The sequence below is a fragment of the Endozoicomonas sp. ONNA1 genome (assembly GCF_024606325.1).
Lineage (GTDB): Bacteria > Pseudomonadota > Gammaproteobacteria > Pseudomonadales > Endozoicomonadaceae > Endozoicomonas_A.
Window position 1 is genome coordinate 26,495 of the sequence record NZ_JAHHPN010000857.1, and the last position, 23,153, is coordinate 49,647.

17 protein-coding genes are annotated in these 23,153 nt (G+C 41.1%); 15 read left to right on the forward strand and 2 right to left on the reverse strand.

Annotated features, from left to right (window positions below; translation table 11 throughout):
* Positions 1 to 70 precede the first annotated feature (70 nt).
* From KDK19_RS20410 to KDK19_RS20435, 6 genes are all read left to right on the forward strand, one after another.
* A complete protein-coding gene (locus KDK19_RS20410; protein WP_257292804.1) occupies positions 71 to 1,444 on the forward strand; it encodes a hypothetical protein in 1,374 nt (457 codons plus the stop codon).
* Between the two features lie 147 nt (positions 1,445 to 1,591).
* The gene (locus tag KDK19_RS20415) at positions 1,592 to 1,876 is read left to right on the forward strand and encodes a hypothetical protein (RefSeq protein WP_257292805.1); all 285 of its coding nucleotides are present in this window, start codon (positions 1,592 to 1,594) and stop codon (positions 1,874 to 1,876) included.
* Between the two features lie 181 nt (positions 1,877 to 2,057).
* Positions 2,058 to 3,590, forward strand: a complete 1,533-nt coding sequence (locus KDK19_RS20420) for a hypothetical protein (protein WP_257292806.1) — start codon at positions 2,058 to 2,060, stop codon at positions 3,588 to 3,590.
* Between the two features lie 10 nt (positions 3,591 to 3,600).
* Positions 3,601 to 4,908 (forward strand): hypothetical protein, encoded by a 1,308-nt coding sequence (locus tag KDK19_RS20425; protein ID WP_257292807.1) that lies wholly within the window; start codon positions 3,601 to 3,603, stop codon positions 4,906 to 4,908.
* Positions 4,908 to 5,492 carry a hypothetical protein gene (locus KDK19_RS20430; RefSeq protein WP_257292808.1) on the forward strand — a complete coding sequence of 195 codons (585 nt, stop codon included), beginning with the start codon at positions 4,908 to 4,910 and terminating at the stop codon, positions 5,490 to 5,492. Before KDK19_RS20425 ends, KDK19_RS20430 begins: the two co-directional genes overlap by 1 nt.
* Positions 5,483 to 6,865: a hypothetical protein gene (locus KDK19_RS20435; protein ID WP_257292809.1), complete on the forward strand. Its 1,383-nt coding sequence runs from the start codon at positions 5,483 to 5,485 to the stop codon at positions 6,863 to 6,865. The genes KDK19_RS20430 and KDK19_RS20435 overlap by 10 nt, the downstream gene beginning before the upstream one ends.
* 46 nt (positions 6,866 to 6,911) lie before the next feature.
* Here KDK19_RS20435 and KDK19_RS20440 read toward each other — a convergent pair whose 3' ends face one another.
* Positions 6,912 to 8,507 carry a DnaB family ATPase gene (locus KDK19_RS20440; RefSeq protein WP_257292810.1) on the reverse strand — a complete coding sequence of 532 codons (1,596 nt, stop codon included), beginning with the start codon at positions 8,505 to 8,507 and terminating at the stop codon, positions 6,912 to 6,914.
* Positions 8,508 to 8,540: 33 nt separating this feature from the next.
* Here KDK19_RS20440 and KDK19_RS20445 point away from each other — a divergent pair, with 33 nt between their 5' ends.
* The 5 genes from KDK19_RS20445 to KDK19_RS20465 all read left to right on the forward strand — a co-directional run bounded on the left by KDK19_RS20445 (position 8,541) and on the right by KDK19_RS20465 (position 16,404).
* Entirely contained in the window at positions 8,541 to 9,089 is a 549-nt protein-coding gene (locus tag KDK19_RS20445) for a hypothetical protein (protein WP_257292811.1), read from the forward strand.
* 104 nt (positions 9,090 to 9,193) lie between these two features.
* Positions 9,194 to 11,365 (forward strand): hypothetical protein, encoded by a 2,172-nt coding sequence (locus KDK19_RS20450; protein WP_257292812.1) that lies wholly within the window; start codon positions 9,194 to 9,196, stop codon positions 11,363 to 11,365.
* 119 nt (positions 11,366 to 11,484) lie between these two features.
* Positions 11,485 to 12,639 carry a hypothetical protein gene (locus KDK19_RS20455; RefSeq protein WP_257292813.1) on the forward strand — a complete coding sequence of 385 codons (1,155 nt, stop codon included), beginning with the start codon at positions 11,485 to 11,487 and terminating at the stop codon, positions 12,637 to 12,639.
* A gap of 64 nt (positions 12,640 to 12,703) precedes the next feature.
* On the forward strand, positions 12,704 to 14,317 hold the full coding sequence (locus tag KDK19_RS20460; protein WP_257292814.1) for a hypothetical protein: 1,614 nt from the start codon (positions 12,704 to 12,706) through the stop codon (positions 14,315 to 14,317).
* 14 nt (positions 14,318 to 14,331) lie between these two features.
* The gene (locus tag KDK19_RS20465) at positions 14,332 to 16,404 is read left to right on the forward strand and encodes a hypothetical protein (RefSeq protein WP_257292815.1); all 2,073 of its coding nucleotides are present in this window, start codon (positions 14,332 to 14,334) and stop codon (positions 16,402 to 16,404) included.
* A gap of 40 nt (positions 16,405 to 16,444) precedes the next feature.
* Here the strand turns inward: KDK19_RS20465 and KDK19_RS20470 are convergent, their stop codons facing one another.
* Positions 16,445 to 19,024, reverse strand: a complete 2,580-nt coding sequence (locus KDK19_RS20470) for a hypothetical protein (protein WP_257292816.1) — start codon at positions 19,022 to 19,024, stop codon at positions 16,445 to 16,447.
* A 38-nt stretch (positions 19,025 to 19,062) separates the two neighbouring features.
* On the opposite strand from KDK19_RS20470, the gene KDK19_RS20475 reads away from it, so the two are divergent.
* The 4 genes from KDK19_RS20475 to KDK19_RS20490 are packed head-to-tail and all read left to right on the forward strand — an operon-like array spanning position 19,063 to position 23,139.
* Positions 19,063 to 21,147 (forward strand): hypothetical protein, encoded by a 2,085-nt coding sequence (locus KDK19_RS20475; protein ID WP_257292817.1) that lies wholly within the window; start codon positions 19,063 to 19,065, stop codon positions 21,145 to 21,147.
* 10 nt (positions 21,148 to 21,157) lie between these two features.
* Positions 21,158 to 22,003 (forward strand): hypothetical protein, encoded by an 846-nt coding sequence (locus KDK19_RS20480; protein WP_257292818.1) that lies wholly within the window; start codon positions 21,158 to 21,160, stop codon positions 22,001 to 22,003.
* A complete protein-coding gene (locus KDK19_RS20485) occupies positions 21,993 to 22,547 on the forward strand; it encodes a crossover junction endodeoxyribonuclease RuvC (protein WP_257292819.1) in 555 nt (184 codons plus the stop codon). Before KDK19_RS20480 ends, KDK19_RS20485 begins: the two co-directional genes overlap by 11 nt.
* Before the next feature lie 34 nt (positions 22,548 to 22,581).
* Positions 22,582 to 23,139 carry a hypothetical protein gene (locus tag KDK19_RS20490; protein WP_257292820.1) on the forward strand — a complete coding sequence of 186 codons (558 nt, stop codon included), beginning with the start codon at positions 22,582 to 22,584 and terminating at the stop codon, positions 23,137 to 23,139.
* The last annotated feature ends 14 nt before the right edge of the window (positions 23,140 to 23,153 follow it).

A 23,153-nucleotide genomic window follows, 5' to 3' on the forward strand; every position in this document is an offset into this window, starting at 1 on the left:
CCCGCATAATGGGGAGCACTCCCCATTATGTGAAGAACCTTCAAATTTAATAACCCTAAGAGGTTTTGCAATGAGCCTGATGCGTAATGCCCTGCTGGGCAACAGCAATGTGCATGTAGAAGCTGCACAACTGTCAACTGAAGAAGTTGATTTTAACATGACAGTAGCAATGGAAGAGTATTCCGAAATTGTTACTATCTCCGAAGAACTCAAGCGTATGGAAGACGTAGCTCCAGCCCTGGAAGGTCTGGCTGAAGTCTGCGATGCTATTGATGAGCCTACCATTGCCCACAAAGCACTGGTTGAAAGCGCTGCTGAGCTTGCTCTGGCTGGTACTGGCATTAAGCCCGCTGAGATGGTACCTTCGCTTGAGTCGCACGACGATGCGACTATCTCCACTGAAGGCATCAAAGAGATTGCTGTCAGCATTTACGAATCTATTCGTGATATGGTGAAAAAGCTGTGGAAGAAAGTAAAAGATTTCTTCTATCGCATGTTTGGTGCGGTTCCTTCTCTGCGCAGAGCGGCCCAAAAACTGAAAGCTAAAGCTGAAGACAAAGCCAGCGGTCACACTGATGAGAACAAAATCACTCTGGGCTCTGAAGCTAATGTGCTGTCTGTTAATTACAAACTGAAAACCAGTCCTAAAGATATTAAAGAAGGTCTGGCCAACATCGGTTCTCTGTGTAATGACATGCTGGACACTTACACCAAAGGTCTTGGTAAAATTGGCATGGATATAGCTTCAGCTATAGGTGATTATGAAGCTGAAAGCGACGTTGCCAGCTTGAAGAAAATTAACGATACTATTGTAGGTATGGGTTCTCAAACAGCTGGTCTTGAAAAGCTGGTCAAAGAATCCGCTAAAAAAGATCCCCGCATGAAAGATGCTGTTAATCCAATGCGTCTTGATCTATTGGGTAACAAATCTATTTTCATGCATTTCCCTGATAAATCTAAAGACTTTGCATCTAATCTAGCAGCTGCTACTGACGCAAATGACAAAGCGCGTATCAGTGAACAATACAGAGGTCGTGCTTATCAGTCCTGGAGAATTGATATTATGTCAAGCTCCGTTAAGTCTAAAGATGCTCTGGAAGATGGTGAGATTGATATTCTCATGCCAGCTGATTGCATTGAGATGGCTGATGAAATTCTTGCTATCTGCGATGCCATTGAAGGCTTTACCGGTGGTAAGGGTATAAAGGATCTGGAAAAAGCTCGTGACAAGCTTGACAGCGCTGCTAGCAAAGCCAGTAAAGCGGTTTCCAAAGCGGATGATCTGACTTCTGATCAAACTACCAGCTGGCGTGTTGCTGCTGGTTATGCCAATGCTTGGTCTCGTTGGGCTACCCAGCCACACGGTGCCATTCAAGCTACTGCCATGGCCGCTTGTCGTGCCGCTTTGGTTGCAGCTAACAAATCTCTGTCTAAGTTTAAGTAAGCTTAGGTGAGTGAATATTGGGGAGGGCATTGCCCTCCCCTTTATGCTGAATATTGTATAATCTAGTGTTCACGTTAAGGTATTTATTTATTTAAAATTACATTACTCTGGTATACTTTAAACTGTCCAGTACTGAGGTAGTGTCTAATGTCTGAACCGAGAGTTGAGTTTACTGAAGAGGCAATAAAGCGCATTGGCAACAATGCCGTGGCTATTGATGTAGTCGATGGTAAACTTGTGGTGTTATCATCAAAAGAGCCAAGCGCCAACCTTTTAAAAACCACTGATCATAGTGGTGAAGACCCACGTATTACTTTGATAAAGAATACTGAGGTTAAGGGAGCTAACCCCTTCTATCAAATGGCGGGTAAATATAAAACCTTAATGTCGACCGAGCAGTGGGAACATTTAATCGATGAAGATGGCGAATAACAATGTCTTGGTAGATAGCTGCGTGTTGATAGATTTGTTGAAGGGAATTTTAAAACGTATTTTCCCGATGTTCCTTTATTACAACCTAGCTAAACTGAATAGCAAAGCCTGACTTAATAAGGGGAGGGCTATGCCCTCCCCTTTATGCCGCATGTTATAGAACTTACCAGAGGGTCGGGTTATGCCTAAATTAACCGTTGATTGTTCCCAAACTTACCAAACTATTATTCGCCCTGTTGCCCTCCAAGTCGTTGATGACATGCTTAAACAGACAGGGATTGAAAAAGATATTCCTGTTATCTTTCCAGGGGCTAACTCTGGACCTATTCAGTCTGGCTCAGCACTGACCAATGATGAAGGGATTCGCTTTGATAATGAGCGGCATTTAAAAATAGAAGTCACTGAGCAGTATTTGGAAGAGGGCATTTACAACTCCTCTATCAGGAGTCGCTCTCAGCCGTTCATATTCTGCGATGACACACTGGCAATTAATATTGAGCCTATCTATAGTGAAACTCAGTTAACCTTCTCTGTGAGCTTTAAAGCGCCTACAAGACATGAAGTGGAGCAGTGGCGTGATAGAATGCGTCGTAAGGTTATTATGGGTCATGGCGTTATGCTGCACAAAGTGAACTACCATTATGTTATTCCTCAAGAATATTTAGTGGTATTGCACCACTTACATAGTCTGCGTGAGACAGTCTCGCCTTATAATGAAAGTCTTAAAGAATATTTAAAATCTCGTTTTCACCCCAGAGTGGGTTTAGTAGCTGATTTAGCCGGACAGTCTGAGGTGATGGTTAAAAATGAAACACAGATTGGTATTACCGGAGTCTTTGATTGGACGCTTGGACCTGAGCTTAATAAGGGCGGTAATGGGGAGAATTGGGAAGTCAGCTTTACTTACACGATTATGTTTGATAAGATCAGCTCTATTAGCATGACTTATCCGATGATGGTACACAATCAATTAGTGGGTGATAAGTTTCGTCTTGATTGTGATCATAATGCGCCTTTAGTTAATGGCTTGGGTTCTAAGACCAGATATTATCTTGATCATGTTAGAGAAACTTTAGATTACATGGATGACGCTGGTAACTTCCCTCCCTTTAAGCATATCACCCTACCCTGCTTTGATGATTGGTTACCCGAGCGAGTACCTTTAGCTACCAGTACAGCACTGACGGCAATGATAGGTGTAGATACTGATAATCCCACTGAAGTTTTTGATATAACTAATCTTGGCGACTATACCTTCCATCCAGTGTTACTTGATTATATTCTTGAGTATCCAGAGAAGGTTACTCAGGATAAGCAACACCCAGTGCATGTGCAGCTTTACATTGATGAGCATTGGTTGGATGAAGTTGAGTTAACTATGGATGCCCAGGGTAAAGTAACTACACAAAATCCCATGGACCCAAGACGTAGACATCATATTAGAATTTCACTAGTTAATGATCTTTCACTTTTATCCGATCAAGCCATTACTCGTTTATTGGATCAAGGTGAAGTAGCTAAGATGTTGTTAATCGCATTAGCCCCTGATCTTTTTACTTTGGATAATCATCCACCTATTGGCAGTAACGGGCGCATGAATCGCAGAGAGTTTTTTGAAGCCATTGCCAGAATAAGAACAACCAATCGTCAATATAGCAATGGTATTGAAGTGAGTCGTTTACACGTAGGTATCTTTACTGTGACAGCCCATTGAGGATCTTAACATGATTATTGGCAACCCCACTAAGAAAAAAGAAATTGAGCCTATAGTGCCAAGTCCTGTAACTCCTAAAGAAGAGCCTGTAGACAGCGCTGTTATTAATAGTCAATACACTGAGATGTCTTCATTATTGGTGTACATGGAGGGCTCATCGTGGACGGTAGATTATCATCGTCAACTGTTAGGCGCTGAAGATGAAGCAGCGCCTTTTACCGATTGGTCAGATGCCCCTTACCAGCAATATGAGAAGATTCAACAGGCTGAACTTAAAGTTACATCCCCTCTAACCCAGTCCCAAGAAGAGGGTACGGGTAATTTTATTGTTGAAGGTACCTCGACTATGTATCCAGGTACTAAACCTAATCTCAATGATATCTTTATTGCTCACGTTGGCGATGGTCGTCAAGCTCTGTTTTTAGTAACACAGGTAAGTCGTAAAACTATTTTAAAAGCTTCGGCTTATGAAATTAGTTATCGTTTGTATCAGTATGCTGATAGTGATAAACTTGATGAGTTGAATGAAAAGGTTGTTAAAACTCTGATATTTGATAAGTCATATTTAGGTCGGGGTCAAAATCCCTATTTACGCCCTGAGACCCATCAGCAGCACACCGAATTAGAAGCCGATATAACACAGTGGAGTCGGTGGTGGCTAAGGGTTTTTTACGATAAACAATATCGGACCATAGTAGTGCCGGATAAAATTAAAGCACATGATCCGTTTATTGTTAATTACATGCTCAATACTCTTGAGGCTGAACGACTCTTGGATATTAAATTACCACAACGTAAAAATGTTGAAGGTAATGGTCATATGAGCTACCCTACCCTGTGGGATTTACTGGTTGCCATGCGTTGGGATCACATCGATATTATTCATCCACAGATTCGTTGGGTGAGTGTTGGCGAGTTTCCAACTATACCTGTAATGGGCGGCATTGCTTATTCTGGTTTAAAAGAAGTTTGTCATATCCGTGATTTAACAACTTATTGTGAGGAGGAGTCTCACAGATCAGCACCTGAATTGGTAGAGTTAGTCAGTGACGCGCCAAACCCGGATACAGCAAAGCCTAGTCACTATAGTGCTGGCATTGTTGATGCTTATGTCTTTAGTGCTAATTTTTATCTGGCCAGACCCGAAAGTATGTCACAAATTGAGTGGCTTACCTTTGAGATGTTACACAATAAAGCTATTGATATTGAAATGGTTAATGAGCTATTTAATCAGTTTCCTGATTGGGAAACCATTGATCAGTTTTATTATTTACCTATACTGACAACACTGGCTCGATATGTGTTAAGGAGAGATTAATGAGTCTGGTAGAAACGCATAGCGCTGCTTATAAAATTTTTCATTACCCTTTTCGCTGTTTGATTCCCAATATTGATCTGGTTAGTGACGAAGAGATTGAGTTCTTTGGCTCTTATACCACAGGTGATGTCGATCGGGATTATTTCATGGCCTCATTACCACAACAGCGATTGATCACCATTAATGACATGGTGGAGTATCGTAAACGCGGCGCGGTGTTACAACTGGCTAATGTTAATGATGCGCCTAGAATTTACGAAATAGTCAAAGACCACATGGACGATTGGCTAAATAAAACCCAACGCATCGGTGATAGTGCCAACCCACCGATGGATGATTTGGTGCAGCTTGACGAGCTTTTGCGCGATTTATCGCCATTGGTAAGGCTTAATGGACATGATCCAAAACGTCCTGAAAAGGCTAAGGTTGATATGGGTATAGCTGAGTTTATGTCGACTCAGTCACTAACGGGGCCTGCGCCTATAGAGTTCAGAGAGGATGATGAGCCGCATGAAGGCATTCAATACACCTCCTATATACCCTCTATTGAAGGTAATTGTTCTGGAATAAAACGATGGAAATAAGTCAAAGTAATATTTACGAAGAGATACTGGAGATTGCCAATTCAGGCAATCCTCCGGTGCACTTTCGTTACTACATGGACCTACTTGCTAATGGGAAGTTGCACAGAATTGATATTGTTCTTTCACTAGAGCGTATTCGTGATTATGAAAATAACTACTGTGATGAAACTCTTATTGAAGTCGAGATAGCCATGGGTACCTTTATTCATGAAATCTATCCTTATCGTAATCATCTTCTGGCAACCCTATATCGTGAGCGCGTAGGTTCTCTGGATCGGGAGTCTATAGAAGGTGTACGTCCTGATATACAACAGTTTCAGGCGGTGCTTGTTGAAACAGATTCACTAATGCTAACCGATGGTTCACTGGTTACTTCTAACAAAGAACAGGGTGATAAAGCTGCGACCCTTAAAAGAACCTTTCAATTGATTGATAAAAGTCTTGGTGATCTCAGGATGGCCAGTGTTACAGGTATTTATCGTGATGCGCGGGTAGGGGATATATTAAAAACAGTTATGAAGGGGGATGTACAGAATGCTGCCTCTGGGGTATCAACACCCGTATCCAGTGATAGGGTTAATGAAGGGGGGTTTACAACGGTAATCGGGATAGATATGGTGTCGCCTAATAATACCCGCCAATATCACGCCATTATAGTACCACCCCACATTAAGCTACTTGATTTGCCATTATATCTCCAAGAAGAGTATGGCGTTTACAGCAGTGGTGTAGGCTACTATTTGCAGAGGGGGATTATGTATATTTACCCTTTGTGTGATTTGTTACGTTTTACTTCAACGACCCGTGGTCTGCGAATTGCCAATTTGCCACCAACGCGCATGGCAGGTGCTGACAAAACCTTTAAAGTGAAAGATAAGCAAGTGTTTGTTATGGCAACGGGTGAGGTTGTTCAAGGTGATCCTACTGATTTCAATCAGTTAAACCTTGGTAATGGCATTCGCTATTTACAAGCAGATAAAATTATTGATCGGTTTTCAACTACTTCGAAAAATCGTACTAATGTTTATCGAAGTAATAATCTAGTAGAGTATATTAGCCATCAACGTCCCGATGGTCGCAATAATATTGTTTACTCACCTAGACAAATTACTATTAATCATCAGCGTGAGAGTAGTGCGTTGGCCACTCGATTAGCCTCAACGATAGATATTGTTTGGGAAAATTCTGATCCCACGTTGATTTATCCAGGTATGCCTGTTCGCTTTTACTACCATCGTGGGGAAATTTTGGAATGGCTAGAAGGAGTCGTTATAAAAGCACATCATTATTCCAGTGCCTCGACGCCAGGATTGGTTAATGATAAACATATTACTCGTTCTACACTTACCCTTTTAGTTAATCGCGATACTTAAAAATTAACCATTTTCGTGGCATCACGAAAATGGTTAATTTATTTAATTATACGTCAAACCAAGCTCTACCACCACCCTCGCTTTCAACATTACCACCCACAGTTTTACGTGCCTGACTGGCACCATTAATGTCATCTGGGATACCAACCTCACCAAAACTGTAAACCTGATACAGGTACTTTTCATCGGTAGGGGTGGGCTTTCTGTGTTTACCACGATGCATGGTAAGATAGGATTTTCCATCGCCAGGTTTTTCAATGTGAATTCCCATTTCCCAATCCACTTCCTGATCAATCCCGGTGCAACCCTTATAGAAACTTTTTCCGGCTATCTCCTTAATAAAATCCGTTCTACCTTCACGCAATAATTTAGTGGCATCACTGGAGAACTGATGTGCTGTAACACAAGCAATATTGCGGGGAGTCATAAAGTTTCTTACCCGACGATAAAGATTCTGTATTCTATCTGATTCATTAAGACCTGTACAGCCTTTAAGATTCATCATAGGTAGATAATCAATGCTGGTCATATGTATCTCAAAACCTTGATTTTCAAAAGATCGAATCTCATCAAATAAATCTTGATAAGTAAAGTCAGATGGATTGTATCTGGACATAATAAATTTATAGCCATTGATTGTGGTTTGTTCATCAATAACTTGAGTTGCCATATCAATTTCAGTTTCTAATTCTTTTTGAAGATCTTCCACTGATTTGTTTTCTTTTTTGGCTAAATCATTAATATCAATTTTATGCCTGTCCATATCAATGGGTTCTTTACCCGTGTTATAAGTCAGTGAGTTGTAGATAATGATAATATTAATGCGCAACTCATTTTCCAAAGAGGCACACCAAATCAATGGTGTTTTATCGCCATTGAACATATAAGGTTCATTATACATTGCCACCTGCCTTGGTAGATCAAGTAACATGCCAGACTTATAATTGTGCCTAAGTGCGCCTATCAACCCCATATCACCACGACGAATGCCACCATCAAGCATGTTATTAACACCATGAAATCCGGTGCGCATAATACCATTGCCGCATAAGGAGTCAAGACCGCTTTTAAATACTGCTTTAACCTCGTCACGGTTATTAAGGTTTACCATATCCAATCTCGAAGCTGGACCGGATGCGCTGCCAATGTTAATAAAAGGATCGAGTTTTTCTATAGTGTTTCTAACAAAAACATCCCAATCAACATTTTTTTCATCAAAAAGAATAGCTCGACTGGCCTCTTGTAGTATGGATTTAACCTGCGTTTTTCTTGTTGATTTTCTCAACTCAGCCCGCAGGTTATTGCAGCGACGTGTCAAGCCGCTTTCACTGGTATCCTTAGCTATACCATCTTCTACGGCATTATATAGGAAGCTTTCAGCACCTACGTTGATTCGTATTCTTTGAAGCAATTCATCTTTATCATAAGGTTCTTTTAAACCCGACTCGATAAGTAACTCTAAGGTCGATACCAGAGCTACGAGTATTTCACGTTCTGTCTGAGAACCCATGGTTTCTTTGGGTATATCAACACAGCCAATAACCTCTTTTACTAGATCAATGGTGTCTTCGGATGGCGTTTTTCGTTGACTTTCACGAAAAAGCAGGGTGATTGCTCGTATTAATAAAAGTTTATTATCCATATCTAAACCAGAAACGTAGGAGATATAATTGTTATGAAATTTACTTTGGTTCCCCAATGGTTATGGGCAGGGATGGATGCCAACGGTCATTCTCATTCCCTGTTAGCCGATACTAAGTCCCTTTCGAACATATTATCGCAGCGCGAATTATCAATTTACTTTATGATTAATTCAAATTACGAGATAATGCAGGCTTTAAGTGGGGTTGATCGCAAGTTAATTTCTACCCTGTTCGGGTGTGGTACTAATGTTGCTTTAAGTGATCAGACAATCCGACATAAGTATTATGATAAAACCCATACGTTGGAGTTAGAATTTCGTACTCAGTGCGGTGATGACAATTATCCACACAATATTTTACACCTATGGTGTGAGGGTGAAACGCACCCAGCCCGTAATGATGCACCGGCTAGTTTATGTTTAAAACCGGTTCTGATAAACACCGATGTTATGGGGTTAATCTTTGTACGCGGTGAACACTCTGCGTCAAAGGGTAATTTGAGACGGGATCATTTGGATGTTATGAAGCAATTTATGACAACTGAGGAAGTGATTTCATCTCCACTTTTCGGCCTTGGCTGAAATTGTAATATGGTATATAGCAGATTATCTGATTAATTTGCTATATTACTATGTAATCGACACGCCACTAAAATAAACTGTTACTTACAAAGGAAGTCAAAAAAATGTCAAGATTTTTGGACGCCTCTGATAAAAAGAGTAAGCTGGAAAATGTAGCCGATGACCTACAGGTTATGCTCAAGAACTCTGGCGATGCTATTATCAATAAGACCATGACGGCCAGTGTTATCAGTCTGGAGTCACTGACTGATGCAGAGTTCGCTGACGCTCAATCACATTTTGATGAAGTGCAACGTGAACTTAGCGTTTCTCTAGAAGAACATGATCTGTGTGATGAGTCCCTGTTGCCTCACCAGAAAGAAGCAGGAACCATTGCCCTGATGGCCAGTGGATCTCCTAGCGAGTATCACTCTAAAGCTATTGACGTAACAGTAAGTGGTGAAGGAGCTACTGTTGTTACCCCACATATCTCAGGCTCCAATGGCAGCCTTGATTTTCTGGAATCTAACGTCAGTCTGGAAGCTTTTGATGAGCGTGAATTGCGTGAACATGCTCACGTTTCTGCGGTTTATAACATCGCAGCTTCTCGTCAGGATGACTTTGGTGAAGCTTTTTACCCAACAGTTGTAATTACTCCTGACCAACCAGGTGCTGAGTATTCTGTCTCACGCACAGTCGTTCACAAAGACCAATCTCGTAATGCAAAAGGCGCTGCTTTTGATTTCCAAAAAGTTAGCCTGATTGATGCGGCTGTAGATCACACTATCCTGGAAGACAATGCCACAGCCATCGTACCTTACTACTACCCGGATGACTCCAACGCCAGTTACTTTGTTGATAAGAATCTGGTTAATCCACGTGCAGTTCCTGTTGGTGATGTTGAAGTTAACACTGCTCCTTTGGCTGTGGGTGCATCACTTGATCTGCTTTCTATCAGTCAGGCCCCTGGCGTACTGGGTGGTCAAACTCTGGATACCACAGATAGCCTTGATCCTCGCGTGGGTCTTAAGCGTCTGTATGTAAAAGTTACCAAAGATGATGGCCAGTCTGTAGAAACTGTAGTCGTGCCTTTTGAGTTGAAAGATCTGCCAAGATCTATTTTCCAGAAATCTTTGGAAGGTGGTTCTCATGAGATGACTTTGACCTTCCGTAATGATGTTCTGAGACTGGGTCCAGACACCAGAAATACAGCTGGCTCTCGATGGGGTGCTACCTTTGCAGGCACTGAAGCCTTTGCTTATCGCTTTGACACCAGCCTGTCTGGTACTGTGGATCTTGAAACAGCGAATATTGAAGTCTTTGCTAACGCCTTTAAACTGGCTAAGGCTTACGATGCTACTACGGGTGACGAAGTAGCCATCACCGATGCTTCAGTAGTCGCAGCTTTGGCTAATATCAGCTTTGAAGTGATTGGTTATGATGTGGAAGCTACTCGTAGCAACCTGAACCACCGTACTCGTGGCATGATTATTGACACTAACAGTGTTGTTGAGCGCTATCCTATCCCACTGGGTTCACCTATCTGTGTTCCTGCACCTATCTCAGGTGGACGTGCTGGAGTGGATACTAAAGCTCTGATTGCAGCTTCACGTACTCGCTCTAGTAGTAACTCTGTTACTACACTGTTGAACTACGCTGAGCGTTTAAGAGCACACGCTATTTCTACCAAGGCCGGTGAACCTTCTCCTGCCATTGATGGTATTGGTCGTCACCTGATTAAGCCTACTTATCTTGAGCGTTATATTGACTTCTCTGCTCAGATTAACAGCACCAGCTCCCATGAGAAGCGTTCTGATATTCAGAGCATTTTGGTTGACACCATACGCGATGTTGCTTATCGGATGCTGCGTGACTCTAACTATCTGGCGGCATTGAATCATGAAAGTGGCGGTACTGAGAAAGCCCCTAAGCTGATCATTGGTACTGATCAGGTGCTCAATCGCTATATCTGGGAATCTGGTGATGAGCGTACTGTGAGTATTGGTTTTGATGACTTTGAAGTGGTTACCACTCCAGATGCCCGTATGCACAACCTCATAGTCCTGGCCTTCCAGCGTCCAAATGCTAAAGGCGATGGTCTGAGTTTAGGTAATAACTTCTTCATGCCTGAGCTGGTTGCTAATGTGCAGGTCACACGCAATGGTGCTACTGTGACTGAGTCACAGGTACAAACACGTAACCTGCATGTTAACAGTTGTCCAATTATGGGTGTGATTGTTGTTGATCAACTCGCTGAAGTTATTAACGAAAAGGTTAAACAAATCGTTACTACCTAAGCGATAGTCAAGTGGTTTGAGTAACAGTTAAAGGGAGGGCCTAGGCCCTCCCTTTTATGCCGTCTTATTATTTTTTTAAACCTATATTACTGATGTGCAACAACTGACGGAAACACTTTATGATCATTTTTAAATCACTAAAGTCCATCAATGGTTGGTCAAGTAATGTGACTGCAATTCCTCCAGGGGGTTGCTACAGCATTGACCAAGAGGCGCAGTTAAGGACCACAATCAACCTTATCAATAACACCAATGTGCCTGTTATCATTGCTTTACGTGACGGCACTTCGTATGAATTAGAAGCTAAATACAATGGTGAAGGGGATGAATGCATTTATATACAAAAAGAATATTGGCATTCAAAAGATACCAAACCAGCCATTCTTAAGCGCTTGGACCCTACCAACGATAAATTGACCGATCGTCAACAAGCTATCAGAAAATCCTTCTCTGCTAGTTTTGTTCACACTGACATTAGAGGGTTCAGATCGCGCATTGAGCATCGGGTACCCAGAAAGGATGTAGAGCAGCGAGGTGGTGTAAGTTATATTGTTGATTTGGATATACTGATTTCACTAGCCAGTGCTGATATCACACCACACCACCCATACAGCAGTGAAGGTGTACAGCGAAACTTAATTGAAAACGATTCTGAAGTTAACGCCGCAGAGAAGTTTGCTTATTCTTTGTATCTGGTTGATAATGAGGGTAAAGTGAATGATAAATTTATTAATTTCAATGGCGACGTCTATCGGGTATCACCCTACCCTAATGAAACTTTAACAACGGGTGTTTATGTACTAAATAGTGGTGTAACAGGTGGGCTGGAATCTAAAGGACCTTTGGATGTAGTACGAAGTGAATATTGGGATCATGATCCCGATAACCCTGATGCTAAAGGCATAATACTCTATAATAGCTACGATGAGGCTAAAGCTTTGGGTTCAGTGTATGAGCAAAGGGATCGTGAGTTAAAAGATGAATCACAACGGCTTGAGTTAAGAAAGCAAGAGTTGAATAGTGCTAAACTTGAACAGGAGAAATCACTTCAGTTAGAAAAGGATCGTTTGGAAAGGGACAAACAAAAGCGTGAAGAAGCCTATAGGGATCTTGAACACCACCGTAAAATGCAAGCTATGGAAGATAAGTACTATTACGAAAGTCGTTCAATGCGACGTAAAGACAGTAGCGATACCTTGAAGAATATACCATTAATATTAAGTAGCGTTGTCAGCTTGGTATTATTGGGTAAAGAATTTTTAAGTTCCGATTAGGTAAATTATTATACGGCCTTATATTTAATGCGAACAAATAAAGAGATAAAATAAAGGTCTCTAAATGAATAAGAAATTTTTATCTGCCGTACAAAAAAGGATACCTAAATTTAATCCGTTGATTGGTAATGGGATAGCTGTAGCTCAGATGGAATACGCTGCCAAGATGGTAGATGATATCTGGCGTGCCTCTGAAGCTTATTTTCCAAAAGGATTGAAGTATGTGGGTTGTGAGCGTTGCTCGCCAATAGAGATGTATCGCGTTATGGCAGAAAAGAAACGTGGTCGTCGAAGTATGGAGCGGGCAAGATCGGACGTTTACTTGATGAAATACCATTTCGAGTGGACGGAACCTGGTAGCAATAGAGTGGAGAAGTTAAAACCAAAATATTGCCTTTTACCCTTTGCCAGAAAAGGTGGGTTGATTACCATTCGTGGTGCACATTTTTGCGTTAGTCCAGCTATGATCGATCCTACTTTTTCAGTAGTACACAACGGTTTATTTATTCACCCATTAAAGGCGCGTATATCCATTGAAAGTGCGCCTTTTAGTTTTCTAGCTAATGGTCAAAGAAACACTAGCTCGCTCGCTTTTTCAGCAATATATAATAAAAAGGCTAGTGGTAAAAAGAGTAAGCGCAGAGGCATTACGGCACCCACTCTTGGTTGTTATCTGTTTGCCAAGTTTGGTGTAACTGAAGTATTTCTTAGGGCAGGTACGGAAGTCAAAGTTGATACTGTATTTGAATTAGAGCGCACACTTGATCAAGAAGAATGGGTGATTTGTTCATCAACCCGCATTAAACCTGTTAACTTTGGTAAGCGCCGTTATGAGCCAAGTGATACGGCCATTGCAGTGCCGAAATCTAATTATACACCGCTGGTTAAATCTCTAGTGGGTGCTTATATGCACTTGGTTGATAATTATCCAGATCAGGTACTCCCAGAATTTGTCAATGATGAAAGGTTGTGGAGGAAACTGCTGGGTATGGAAATCTTTGAAGAGGTAACTAATTACGGTCAATTACTCTCCAGTATGGAAGAGCATTTACATAGTCTTGATGCCTATATCGACGTGATTGTTCGTGAGGAGTATGCCAAACATGGTCTACACGTTAACGATATGTACGATTTGATGTTTAATGTCATTGAAACTATGCCTGTGCGTATGCTTAAGGCTAACAACGCTGGGTTGTACAATAAGGAGATTATAACGCTGAAATACGTGTTGTTTGATATTTACTACACCATTAACAACGTCTTCTTTCGTTTATTAAGAGGGGGTGACTCCTTACAAACGCTAAAAGATATTGAAGAAGTATTTAGAGATAAGTGGAAGCGTGATTTAATTCTTAATCTACATAGCTCTAAACACAGTGTAGTAAACCCGATTGACAGTCCTTCGATGTGCATGTTGTTTGAGCACACAGGAAAGGTTATACCTCAGTCATCGGTCACTCGAAAAAGCGCTCACAGTAGTGCTTCGGTTGATGAGACTAAGTTTCTGGATGCCTCACTGGCTGAGGTAGTGTCGTATACTAACCAAAGGAAGTTTGAGCCTACGGGTAGAGCTATGTTAAACCCGTATGCGCTTATTGATATACACGGAGTTATCCACCGTAACGAAAAATTTGCTGAATTAATTCATCGCACTGACAAGTTAATTAGAGCAAACTAACCAAAGGAAGAATTATGAACTTTACAAGTCATACAGGGCCAGGTCTCCCATTCGATCCGCGTCATGTGGATCGATCGCAATATATCGTAATAAATCAACCGGAAAGTATTCCGGTAACCTGCACCCCGCAGAATATTTCGCAGGGTGCTTACGAACATCTTCCGATGATTAATGCCTATACACGCATTAATCTACAGGTCAATGCTGAGAATAACGCAGCGCGGACCTTTACGTTTAACCAACAGTCAACACATGGGTTTAATAATCGTGAGTATGCGTCGACTTTATACTGGGTTGCTTATGTAACAGAGCAAATGATGCAGCAGATGCCCATGCAGCAAGCGGTGCAGCAGGCAGCACAGCTAGTGGTTGATATAGTAACTGCACTTAATGCTGTTGATATACCGGATCTTTGGCAATTGCTGCCAAGTGATGCGCAGAATGCTATCGGTAATCTGTTAAATCAACAAAACTCTCTTGCCAGTTCAATTAGTGGTAAACCCCTTCAAATGCCTAACGTTGGAACGAGAGACACGATGAACCGTTATGCGCAGTCGAGAAGTTGGCAAACCAATACACAAACCCATCCACTCCAAAGACCAGGGTTCAGAGGGGGTAACCCACAGCAATCCTTTCACAACCCGAAAAGCTTTACGGGCGGATATGTCCCCAGGAATGACCCCAGGATCGACCCCGTGTCCTCGGGCACCAGTCCCAGACAACCCACTAACTACCGAGCAAGTGGGGAAGCTGGTGCGTGGGCTTCTGAATCCACAGACAAACCCGCCAATAAAACAGTCGAGGTTAAAGAAAAGACTGACCATCATTCGGTCTCTGATAAACAAGGTGAGATTGCGAATCGGTTATTTCCTGAAGGGTTACCGCCGCAGACGTTAGTACTGACCTTTATGGGTGAGCAGGTATACGCTTACCACTACAGTGTGATAGATGTATCCGGTGTAGAAGAGAACATGCGTGAGACACCACTTCTATGGGATGCATCACAACGAGTTCTCTATTATATCTTCACGTCTATAGAAACCTTTGAGCGTATAACCTTACCCTTGAAAAGTCTGGAGGATGTTATGGACTATAAAGACCATAAACTGACTGCTGAAGTACCAACACAAGCCCTTGCGTCACGTTGGGACATTATTGAACCCAAAGAAGATGATGACACTATTGTTGACCGTAGCGGTAAGGATGTTCCGGCTGGCAACAATGTTATTCTCAGAGATTTTAATTACACCGGTTGTCTTAAGGACGCCGTACAACTGGCCAAATACTACCATCTGTTACTTGGAAAGGAGAGAAACGAGCACGATATATTGTCCTTCAGCTATTTAAATCTGGATATTGTTTATCATGATAAACAATTAAAATCACCCGATAAGGCTCTGTCGCCGTTGGGCAGTCCCAGTGATGTTGCCGATCTTACCAGCTTGGCAAAAGCGCTTAAAGAGTCAACTTTACCAGAAAATATCAAAGCAACTATTCTTAGACGTGGCAATGATAAGATTAACGATTTGCTGGAGTTGGGCTTTGGTATTAGCTGGACAACAAGCGACTTTGTTGAGGATATTGAGGATTTGGAGATAGAGATAGAGGATTCTTATGGGGAAAAGGTTCTTAATCATTTTCAAAAGCAGTACAGTGCTATAACACGTTCTATTCTTAAAGTGTTGACCACTAAGGGTCTGAATGAGTTTATTAAGTACTCTCCGTATAACTTTGAACTTGATGATCTCTCCGAAGAAGAAATGAAAAATCTTTCTGAGGAGGAGTTGAATCGCGCGAAGCTTGCTTCTGAAACAATTAAAATGATGGTGCCCTTCCAAGATAAAATTCATGTTGTGGTCTTACCCATAGATTTTTCTGAGATGGCGCTGGGTCAAGAGGCTGAAGTATCAACGTTAACCGAAGATGAGTTGCCTCAGCTCCATCATCTGGTGACGGAAACTTTTGCTACTATTAAAGAAACCGATTCTAACCTTGTGTATGTTGTTACTCGTGATAATGTGCCCTTGCGTGTATATCGCTCTATCTTTAATGGTGGTAATTTCATGATTAAACCTGAATCGTTTTAATCGTAAAAAAGAGGGGCAATGCCCCTCTTTTTTTTTTGCTTTATACGGTCGGCAAACCTAAATCGTCTTCCTCGTTATTAGCGTCATCGGATGCTGGATCACCCGTACCAGCTTCTTGCCCATCACTATCATCGTTAGTATCGATATCACTAACAGTGCCGATGTCATCATCAGTACCAGTGCCATCATCACCCAGATTGTCCCCATCACTTTCAGCAGGCTCATCTTCCTCTTCCTCTTCCTCTTTATATTCGTCATCTTCTAGCTTTTTATCTATCTTCCTACCCATCTTACGATAACTTCTTAGAAATTCAGCCAGATTCTTAATCATGGGCTCTAGATGTGCCGCATGAACGCCCTTAAGGTCCACACCATCATCGGGATCGACCAGTGAGTTTAATTCAGGGAGTAAATTGTTTTTGGCTAACCACTGCCTTTGATAGTAACCGCGAATGCAAGCAATAATGGCATCAAAGCCACCTTCCACCTCAGAGTCGATAAGACCATCGAGCATCTCGGGTTGAATATAAGCTTCAATGGCCATATCCAGTGTATCGGTATACGTCTGGTAACTATCCCTTAAACCCTCAGTGCGTGTGGTATCTGGCTTAGGTAATCCGATTATCAGATTATTTAACATGCGATGTAATAACCCATCCATGTCTTCATCTTTTTCTCGCTTAACTTTACTCAAAGTTTCTTTTAACTCTTCTCTTAGATAACTTGAATTAAGTGTATAAAGCTTTATAAAATTTTTCAGTTGAGGCGTGAATCTATCTTGATAATTGGTTACCCGCTTGGCCATTAGAAGATTAGAGCTGACCACGAGAGCTGCATAGTCAATATTCATATCAGTATCAATCATTTCAGGAGAAAGACCATAAGACATGTATTGACGACGACGCATTTTATCTTCAAGATCGGTACTAACACTAGTATTACCTCGGTTATTATCGCTAATATCCAAGGTGGTTTCAGGGTAACGAGCATTGCCACTAACTGCTACATCAACAGATGCTTTTTGAATAGCATCGGTAATATCGGATGGGCTTGATAATCCTAATGGAAACGCCGAGCGTTGATGCTTTGAAAATTCATTAAGCATAAACTCAACGGTTTGTTCAGGATCAGTATCTTCAGCATCAAGACCTATATTAACTTTTGTCCGACCAATAGAGCTTTTAAGCTCGCCCATAGCATTAGCTAGCATAAGTACCGAGCGAATACTGGTGATAACTTTACTTTGTTCCAATAATGAGCGACCTATGCCATTTTCATTATAATCAAAAGCAAAATAACAAACCAGTTCAGCTGGAACAAAAAGTATACGAGTATGTTTTTTTGCCAAAGCTCTGGCTAACATAATACGATACACTTCTGTGGGTTTGGCTACTTCGACGTTATCATCATAAATCCCGTTTTCCAGACGATGAATCAGATCGCTTTCGATAATCTCGGTATACGAATTTAGTAGCTCCTTTTTAGAAATATCGGAGTCAGTATGTTTTACTTTATGATGACCACTGGCCAGATTAGTTTGTTGCAATAAGTCCTTAGTTTCATCCAGATCGTTGATTCTTTGATTGAGCTCTTTGTAATATCCCGCTTCTTTTGGTTTATCAATGGGATTGCCATTTTTATCTAAAAGTATAAAGTAGCCAACATGTTGTGATGGGTCGCCAGGTACATGTACCGGTATAATGGACTCTGAAGCTAATTTCATGACCATTGGATGCCCATGACTTTTATTTTCTTTATCCACGTTAACCACTTCTAAAGGCATTTGCGTATACTCACGTCGTGAGTATAATGTCTTTTTAGAACGTACCTCTCTGGATTCTAAAGAAACACCAGTGAAGCCCAGTATATCGTGAATATGATCTTGTCGTGCTTTATCGGCAACCATGGGCCATTTAAGAACGTTGAAGTTATCTGTTACATCAACATAGTCATTAATTTTGCCAACAGTCCCTGTACGTTTTGGCGATACCAATGACTCCAAACTGACATTAGTTTTTCTTTTGACATCACCCAGAAATCCCATTTCTATTGGATCACCATCGAGTGTAAATTGATCTGTCATAGACTCAAGACTGATACGGCAATTGGAGTTAATAACCTCATCAACGCTCGATTCAGGTAAAATTACCATAGGGTAACTACCCCGTTTGAATAGCATATCCTCCAACATATTGGTTAATAGCTTAGGCAGATTATATTGTTCGGTGAAATAGCTTTTAATCTTCGATATAAAGTTTCCAGTGGTATCATCCACCTGGATATTGTTCATTAATGAAAATTCTAATTCAGTACTGATTAAGTCCTTAGGCGCTAGTATACTTGAGACTAGAATGGACATTGCCAATTCATTATCAGGGTGCATCTCGAATATGGCTTGATAGTCCATGACATCGGATGCGATTAAATCGGACATACCCTCTAAGGTGTGTCCTGAGGGAATCTTCGATTTATTATGGTTGGACTTGTTATTACCATTAGTTTTTTCAGTATTTTTTACCAGTTTATGAAAGACACTTTTCGCTATGGTTTGATCTGCTTTAAAATCAAATTTTGGAAATTTTGGTCTTTGTGCACGATACTGATTAATTTTTCTTTTCATGAGGTCCATCCTACTGGATCATTAATAAAGGTACTGGTATGGACAGTTCCGTTTATAACTTATATATAAAAGATGTCATACAATTATCTCGATCTCTGGTGATTAAATCAGAGGAAACTGCCCAAGCAATCAATGACAGTCTTCAAGTTGCTTATGGTACTGTTATCGATGAAATGCATCCTGAGACTTGGAAGTATTATTTAAATCTTAACGGCCAATACCACGCTGCTGATTTACCCTATATTCGCATCACTTCATTAGATACTTTGGAGGAAATTGATTTTACCAAAGAAAATATGGAGATTCACCGAACAACCTTTCGTGAGTATGCGGTGGGTAATCAAGCCTATACTGCTTTGGTAGCAAAGTATCCTGACGAAGAAGATTTGATTCGTGGCGTGGTTGCTCCCATTGACATAGATAGAGCCATTAATGCTGATAACCACACAGTTCTAGGTTGGACTGACAGCTTAATAGAAGCTACTGAAACTAATCTAATCCCCCAACTACAATCATGGATTAATGGTTTTCAAAATAAACATAACACAGCCGCTTATAGTGCTGCCGATGATCTTTATGTTGCCGCTAATCTTGGATTAATGTATCTCTATATTCCCAATACTATTTTAAATATAAGGCTCAATAACTGTAAAACTCCTCAGGTACACAGTTTTCATCTCTGGACTTATCTGCGCTCAAATGGTAATTTGGATAATTACCGTGGTCAACTAGATGATTATCAAGCATTGTATCTTTATCGTAATATAAGATGGATCATGAACAATGCTGGAAAACAATCCACCTTTGAATCTCTGGTTAGAGTATTTCTATCTCGTCGAAATCTATCTTTGTTTGGCTTTGATATTGCACACAATCTCGAAACTATGCCAGAGACATTATACCCGGACGTTGATATTAGGCGTTATCGTATTGATGAAACCTTAAACTCAATTAATTTTAATGAAACTCGTGAGGTCAGCGATTTACTTAATAACACGGTTGACTTGGCCAGAGATAACCCAGATGTAGTAGCACAAGCTTTAGTTGACGTTCCCAAATCTATGCAAAGAGCCCACAGTGGTAGGCTTCCTACAAAAACGTTGGAGTCTGAGCTGACGGAAATTGGCGATGATGTTATTTTATCCTTTGATGATTTGCTTTTGAATCAATGGGCCTTTTTAGCTTCACGCGATTATTATCGCGGCATTGTTAATATTCCTATACTAACCACAGGTGTTAGCATTAAACTCTCACCTCTTGATGCGTTAACTTTGTATATATACACTTTATACAAGGCTATTGACATAGAGTTGGTTGAAATACCTAGCCTACTGGTTTATGATGTGAGACGTATAGATTTACCTACTCTTGATACTTTAATGGGATTTGTTCAAGAGAATAAAGTATCAAAAGAGTTTGTTGCCAATTTGTTAAATGAACATACTGTTATTTCTCAGGTTTATAACAATGAACTTTTTCATCTTTGGTGTCAGGATTTATATGATTTACGAGTCAGCGAGATAGATAACTATAGCGCCTTTGAATACTATGATGCCAGAGCACAAGCAGAGTCAGTAACTAAAGTTTTGTATTGTGATGCACACTGTACTTTGTCAATGGCGGATAATTATAGTCAATTTCTACAAACACGTGACATAGATCTGAGTGGCTTTGGGGTACAGGATTATCTATCTTTATCAGAAACTATTTTTAAAGAAGCGACTGGTAAATCACTTAATCTGACCGGCTCAACCACTAATATTCAACGCGCTATGTTGGATATTTTATCAAAACTCTCAAGTTATGCATTGCAATTTATTGCTACTTCTTTAGCCTCCACCTCACTGGCCGTAAAGTGGACACAACTACGTTTGGGTGAACCTGTGGTTAGTGGTGATAGCGGTCCTGTTTATCTTGATGCCGCTGCACTACGGGTTGAGGCTAGTCAAGGCTCCAGCTCAATCACTAATGATATCGATCAATTTTTATTGGATGTTGATTCGCAGACAGCACCTGAGTCAGTTCATTCAATAGATATTCCAATAGAGCTTAACTCCGGCGGTCAAACAACCATTCAACACCGTGTGTTATTGCCATTAGTAACACTTAATGAACCTCAATAAGGGAAGAGTAATGTCAAATATAACAAGAACCATTTATGGTGCTGCGCTACAAACCTCTCAGTTTCTAAAAGCACCAATCAAGATAGATAACAATACTACCTTGAATGAAAAGTTTGGTATTATGGACTCGGCTACTTTAGATGCTAATGAAAGTCCATATGCTAAATATCTGGCCATAGGACGTGGCGGTCACAAAAATGTAACTGGCCCCGATGGTTCTCCAGTTTCTGGATTACATAAACATCACTCCAGAGATGCCTCTTTGTTTATACATTTGCCTTTTATCTTAAGAGAGACAGATAATGATCTGACCGCTGAACAGCGTGCTGGCTATGCCATGCGCCGTGAGGAGAGGCATGGGGGTCGTGACTATTATGCTTATTACTTAAAGCGTCTTCCAGATTATGAGAATCCCCCTGTAACCATTTTAACCACGGTAGAGAATGGTAACAGCTCTTCAGTACCTTTTGTACCTTCAGCCCAAGATTTAAACCCCACACCTCCTGAGCTGGCGGTTGGTGGCGTTACCCCAGCAAGCGGTGATAGTCTAACTACCACGGCTCCGGTGACTTATGCGCTATCAGTCAATGATATTAATGAAATCATTGAAGCTTGTCGTGTTATCAATAATGATACAGCCTATGCCATAATTTCAGAGATAGCCATAGTGACAGGTGTAGATAGAAACATTACGGTACCCTCTGGCGCTGGCAATGTTTCTTTTGCCGAAGCCATTGCTGCCCAAACCGCCATTTTGGTATGTGATGGACCCTACCACTTACCTAGTTTAAACAAAGCCTTGACGCTTCAGTATGAGCTGGGTGCTACTGAGAAATTAACGATTGATGAAAGTTAATTCCTACTATCGCATTATGGGTGTGGACCCCAGTAGTCAGTTTGTTGGTTTGTCAATAATTGATGTTGATTTTATTGATAATCTAGTGACTGTTCGACATTCTGAAACAATCAAGGGTTCACAGTGTCTTAGTAAGCGAAAAGACTTATTGGATTATCACCCTAATCGCTTTGTACGTTTAAATGGTTATCGAGATTATTTCACCCAGATAATTAATCGCTGGCAGCCCCATAACGTAGCTTGTGAAGCTGCTTATATGGGGCGCTTTCCTGCCGCTTATCAGGCATTAGTGGAGTGCATTACTACACTACAACTGGTAGTGTATGATTATAACCCCACCCTGTCATTTTCCACTTATGATCCGCCTACGGTTAAAAAGGCAGTGGGTGCCAGTGGCAAATCTAAAGATAAGGAAGATATCTTTAAAGCACTATCAGCCTTACCTTTGATTTATGATGGTGTGGTACTGGAAAATCTGGATGAACACGCATGTGACTCCTTAGCAGTAGCATTAACGGAGTATCGAAATATTCTTAATAATTAGCGGGGTAACACCCCGCTAATCTCGAGGACACATTATGGACTTTATGGACATAGTCTTAAAGGCTGGTAAGACAGCGGTTGCCAGTATGGGACCCGGTGGTGCTGCGGCGGTTACTTTAGCTAATATGTTTTTTGGCAATGATGAACAGGTTGATCCTAAAACCGTTACCGGCGATGAGTTGGCGCTAAAAATAAAAACCTTACCTCCAGAGACACGTGCTCAGCTTATGAGTAAACGGATTGATCTTGAGATTACTGAAGCCAATAACTGGCGAGCTATTCAGGAAGTGATTCACGCTGGTGACGATTACGGTAAGAAGATCCGCTCTTGGGTTATTTTAGCGATGGCTGCTATCACTGTGGTGGTATTAGGAGCTTATGCCACTGGGATGCTCTTTATTGCTTGGGATAAAAAAGAGTTACCCTCGTGGGAGTCTATTGGCGTGGTACTAACCATTCCATCGCTATTGCTGCGCTCTTACTTTGGTACTCAATTTAAAACGGTGCGTGAGGGCATTAATGCGGGTATGGGGGGTCGTATAGATACACAATCGCCCATTAGTAAAATTATTGATGGTTTAGGAAAAAAATAAAGGTAGGGCTTTAG

What these genes read in the sequence shown, in the direction of transcription:
- KDK19_RS20465 (WP_257292815.1), top strand. Translation starts at nt 14,332, where the DNA reads ATGAACTTTACAAGTCATACAGGGCCAGGTCTCCCATTCGATCCGCGT.
- KDK19_RS20480 (WP_257292818.1), top strand. Translation starts at nt 21,158, where the DNA reads ATGTCAAATATAACAAGAACCATTTATGGTGCTGCGCTACAAACCTCT.
- KDK19_RS20485 (WP_257292819.1), top strand. Translation starts at nt 21,993, where the DNA reads ATGAAAGTTAATTCCTACTATCGCATTATGGGTGTGGACCCCAGTAGT.
- KDK19_RS20490 (WP_257292820.1), top strand. Translation starts at nt 22,582, where the DNA reads ATGGACTTTATGGACATAGTCTTAAAGGCTGGTAAGACAGCGGTTGCC.
- KDK19_RS20445 (WP_257292811.1), top strand. Translation starts at nt 8,541, where the DNA reads ATGAAATTTACTTTGGTTCCCCAATGGTTATGGGCAGGGATGGATGCC.
- KDK19_RS20435 (WP_257292809.1), top strand. Translation starts at nt 5,483, where the DNA reads ATGGAAATAAGTCAAAGTAATATTTACGAAGAGATACTGGAGATTGCC.
- KDK19_RS20415 (WP_257292805.1), top strand. Translation starts at nt 1,592, where the DNA reads ATGTCTGAACCGAGAGTTGAGTTTACTGAAGAGGCAATAAAGCGCATT.
- KDK19_RS20425 (WP_257292807.1), top strand. Translation starts at nt 3,601, where the DNA reads ATGATTATTGGCAACCCCACTAAGAAAAAAGAAATTGAGCCTATAGTG.
- KDK19_RS20450 (WP_257292812.1), top strand. Translation starts at nt 9,194, where the DNA reads ATGTCAAGATTTTTGGACGCCTCTGATAAAAAGAGTAAGCTGGAAAAT.
- KDK19_RS20430 (WP_257292808.1), top strand. Translation starts at nt 4,908, where the DNA reads ATGAGTCTGGTAGAAACGCATAGCGCTGCTTATAAAATTTTTCATTAC.
- KDK19_RS20470 (WP_257292816.1), bottom strand. Translation starts at nt 19,024, where the DNA reads ATGAAAAGAAAAATTAATCAGTATCGTGCACAAAGACCAAAATTTCCA.
- KDK19_RS20455 (WP_257292813.1), top strand. Translation starts at nt 11,485, where the DNA reads ATGATCATTTTTAAATCACTAAAGTCCATCAATGGTTGGTCAAGTAAT.
- KDK19_RS20475 (WP_257292817.1), top strand. Translation starts at nt 19,063, where the DNA reads ATGGACAGTTCCGTTTATAACTTATATATAAAAGATGTCATACAATTA.
- KDK19_RS20420 (WP_257292806.1), top strand. Translation starts at nt 2,058, where the DNA reads ATGCCTAAATTAACCGTTGATTGTTCCCAAACTTACCAAACTATTATT.
- KDK19_RS20410 (WP_257292804.1), top strand. Translation starts at nt 71, where the DNA reads ATGAGCCTGATGCGTAATGCCCTGCTGGGCAACAGCAATGTGCATGTA.
- KDK19_RS20440 (WP_257292810.1), bottom strand. Translation starts at nt 8,507, where the DNA reads ATGGATAATAAACTTTTATTAATACGAGCAATCACCCTGCTTTTTCGT.
- KDK19_RS20460 (WP_257292814.1), top strand. Translation starts at nt 12,704, where the DNA reads ATGAATAAGAAATTTTTATCTGCCGTACAAAAAAGGATACCTAAATTT.